A 2507-nucleotide genomic window follows, 5' to 3' on the forward strand; every position below is an offset into this window, starting at 1 on the left:
GGCCGGGCCGACGGTGGGGTCGGTGGGCGGCTCCGTGCCGCGGCTGCGGCATTCCCTCGCCCGCGGGTGGAACCTGCGGGCCCTGGGCGGTGTATTCAGCAGTAGAGGCGTCGGCGCGCCGGAGCGGGGCCGAGCCGGGGTACGCGGTCGGTTGCGCCAGAGGGGAGCGCAGTGGGTGAGTGGGGTCGTGGGGGGAGACGTGGCCGGCGGTGTGGGCCGACTGGTGCGGTGCGCCGCGCTGAGCGCTGTGCTGGGCCTGTTCCTGCGCCTGAGGACCGTGCGAGGGGGACGGCGGAGCGGGCACGGGGGAGGGGGTGACCGTGGCCCGGGGCGGGGGGAGGTGGAAGCTTCCGGTGTCCGACATGTTGCCGGGCAGCTGAGGAGGGACGGACGGTGCCGCCGGGGAGCCGGGCGGCGTCGCGGAGGAAGCGGTCGGGGGTGTCGCGGGGGCGGTGCTCCGGCGCGGATCGGTGGGCGCGGCACTGCCGTCCCTGCCCGTACCCGTGCCCCCGTCCCCGCCCGGGCCGGGCGGCACCGAGCCGGTTCCGGTCCCGGTTCCCGCTGCCGTGGCCGACCCAGTGGGTCCGGAACCGGTCAGATCACCGGGGGTGGCTGCCGCGTCGACTCGGGGCCCGGGTCCGCTGGAGGAGCCGCCTTCCCCAGCGAGTCCCGGCACCACGCCCGAAGCCCTCTTCAGCGGACCGTGTGCGGCGAACCCCGGTGGGAGTGGACCGAGTTGGTCGAAGATCTCGATCAGCTCGTCGTCGGGGCCGGGCTCCGGCAGGAGCTCCGCGGCCGCGGCGAGCGCCTTGCGCGCCCCCGTGGCCGTGCGGAACCGAGCCTGCGGGTCCGGCTGCAGCAGCGTGGCCACGACCTGCCACAGCGGTTCGGGGATTCCCTGGGGAGCGTCTGGCGTCCCATGGTCGGCGAAGTACTGGATGAGCGCCTTGGCGTCCGGTTTGGCGCCCTCCAGCAGATACAGCGCGACCAGGCCCACGGAGAACAGGTCGGCGGGGAAGTCCGGTTCGGATCCCATCATCTGCTCCGGCGCCAGATAACCGGGCGTGCCCACCACCAGGTTGGTCTCGGTCAGCCGGGGCTCGCCCAGCCGCATCGCGATACCGAAGTCGGACAGCCGCAACCGCGGCCTGCCCGTACCGGTGGCCTCGAGGAGCACGTTGGCGGGCTTGATGTCGCGGTGCACGACGTCCTCCGCGTGCACCGCGGCGAGGCCGGACAGCAGTTGGTCGAGCAGGGTGCAGACGAAGGCCGGCGGCAGGGGGCCGTAGTCGCCGACCAGGTGGACCAGCGAACCGCCGGCGACCAGGTCCATGGTGAACAGGACCTTGTCGTCGTCGGCGGCCCAGCTGGTGGGAGCGAGTACGTGGGGGTGATCGATCCGCAGGGCCTGCTCACGCACGAAGCGGAGCAGGGAGTGGGCGTCGCTCTGCAGCAGCACCTTGGCGGCCACATAACGGCGGCGGCGATGGTCCCAGGCGCGCCAGACGGCGCCGACGCCCCCACGTCCGATCGGGTCGACCAGTTCGTACCGGCCGGCGAAGACCTCACCCATGGCTGTGCGTCGCTCCTCCCCCTGCGGTGTCCCCCTGCCCCCTCGTCTCCCCCTCGACGAGCGATACGACTCCCCTGCCTCGCGCGCACGTCCCGGCGGCCGAACCCCCTTCGGCCGCCGGGCGGGGGATCAGTTCTGGTGGGACTGGTAGTGCGCGACCGCGTCGGAGGTGCGGCCGGCACCGTAGACGCGGAGGAACTCCGCCAGCTCGGGGTGGGTGCGGGCGAGGGTGTCGGCGGCCTCGATGATGTCGCCGGCGGCCGCCACCGAACGCAGCAGGGACTGGATCTCGCGGACCACCCGCTTGACCGTGGGCGCGCCCGAACTGCTCGTCGTCTGGGTGGTGTTGCTGAGTACCGAGCCCCCCTGCGACTTCTTGATCTCCTCCATGCGCTCGGTCGCCTCGGCCGCGCTGACGCTGCCGTCCGCGACCTGCCCCGCCAGGTCCTGCAGCAGCTGCACCCGCTGGACCACCGCGGGATTCCCGATCTTCGCCCGCTGGCCGCTCATCAGCTGCGACAGCATCGGTGCGGACAGACCCAGCACCCCCGCGAGACGAGCCTGGTTGAGGCCGAGGTCGTCTATGAGCCTACGGAAGAGCGCCCCCAGCGGCTCCCCGTACCAGTTCCGCTGCAGTTCCCGCGCTCTTGCGGTGGCTTCCTGCTGTGCGGCGTCCATTGCGTCTCCCCATCGCTTCCCCATGAACCGTGGTTCGCTGTAGCGAACCACGCCGAGCATCTTACGGAGAGTGGTTGGTCACGGGGACCCCCAATCTTTTTGCGGAATCCCCGGGGTGACCCGGTACTCTGGTCACCTGCGCCCACCGGGATGTGTTTCCCCCTGGTGGACGCTTCCCTTACGGGGCCTTAGCTCAGTTGGTAGAGCGCTGTCTTTGCATGGCAGATGTCAGGGGTTCGACTCCCCTAGGCTCCAC

At 71.9% G+C, this 2507-nt stretch carries 2 protein-coding genes and 1 tRNA gene; 1 reads left to right on the plus strand and 2 read right to left on the minus strand.

Annotated elements, in window-relative coordinates:
- Together RIM90_RS29225 and RIM90_RS29230 are read right to left on the minus strand one after the other, a co-directional pair.
- Positions 1-1573: protein kinase (locus tag RIM90_RS29225; RefSeq protein WP_309063757.1), on the minus strand; the 1573-nt coding region annotated here is incomplete at its 3' end.
- A 129-nt stretch (positions 1574-1702) separates the two neighbouring features.
- A complete protein-coding gene (locus tag RIM90_RS29230; protein ID WP_309063758.1) occupies positions 1703-2251 on the minus strand; it encodes a DNA-binding protein in 549 nt (182 codons plus the stop codon).
- Between the two features lie 182 nt (positions 2252-2433).
- Between RIM90_RS29230 and RIM90_RS29235 the strand changes: the two genes are divergently transcribed.
- A tRNA-Ala gene (locus RIM90_RS29235) sits at positions 2434-2506 on the plus strand.
- Position 2507: the final 1 nt, after the last annotated feature.

Source organism: Streptomyces sp. (assembly GCF_031181555.1).
GTDB classification, from domain to species: Bacteria; Actinomycetota; Actinomycetes; order Streptomycetales; family Streptomycetaceae; genus Streptomyces; species Streptomyces fimbriatus.

What these genes read in the sequence shown, in the direction of transcription:
- RIM90_RS29230 (WP_309063758.1), bottom strand. Translation starts at nt 2,251, where the DNA reads ATGGACGCCGCACAGCAGGAAGCCACCGCAAGAGCGCGGGAACTGCAG.